We start from the raw sequence: 726 nt of genomic DNA, 5'->3' as shown, positions 1-726 counted from the left end.
CGCGTCGGGCAGCGGGCCGCCTACGGCCGCCGCGTCGTCGAGCCGGCGGCCGAGCAGCGCGCACAGGCGCGCGAGCCGCGTGTCGCCGACCTGGATCACGTGCTGCGTGAACAGCCGCTCGTCGAGCGCGCGGTGCTCGACTTCCTCCGCGTAACGGCGCAACACGTCGCCGCGCACGACGACGCCGTAAATCGAGAACTGCGCGGGCGTCAGCAATTCGAATTCGACGTTGCCGGGCCGGAACGCGAGCGCGCCGGGGCCGATGCGGCATGCATCGACGCGCGCGGTGCCGTCGCTCACCAGCGGGATGCCGAACCAGTACGCGTCGCCGCGCACCTCGCACGCCTGGCGCAGCAGGTGGCTGGTCGATTCGCGAAACAGCTTCATCGTGTCGAGCGGCAGCTCGGTCAGCGTGCCGACGAAGCGGCCGGCCGCGAGCTGGTCGTAGGTCTGCCGCCAGCCGATCAGGTTGCGCGCCTGCTCGTCGGCGTCGTGCGCGACGCTGACCACGGCCTGGCCGGCCAGTGCGTCGTCACCCTGCGCGCTGCACCGCGTGTCCTCGGCCGTCGGTTCGGCCATGCACTCCACTCGTTGCTCCATCGTGTTCTCCTCACCTGCCCGGGACCGCGTCCATCACGCAAGTCCCGTGCCGAACCGCGCGGCCCGGCGACAAGCCCGTCATTGCACGCTGTACGGCCGCCGCGCGCCATGCGGGCGCACCCGGAA

Annotated in this window: 1 pseudogene; it reads right to left on the bottom strand. The window is 72.2% G+C overall.

The features are described from left to right. Positions 1-600, bottom strand: a pseudogene (locus tag F3J14_RS35110) (AraC family transcriptional regulator); the annotation flags it as partial. Positions 601-726 lie beyond the last annotated feature (126 nt).

It is taken from the genome of Burkholderia sp. Tr-862, from assembly GCF_011753085.1.
In the GTDB taxonomy this organism is placed as follows: Bacteria; Pseudomonadota; Gammaproteobacteria; order Burkholderiales; family Burkholderiaceae; genus Burkholderia; species Burkholderia ambifaria.
Note: the sequence above shows the minus strand (reverse complement) of the source record. Positions and strands in the feature narration are given on the sequence as shown.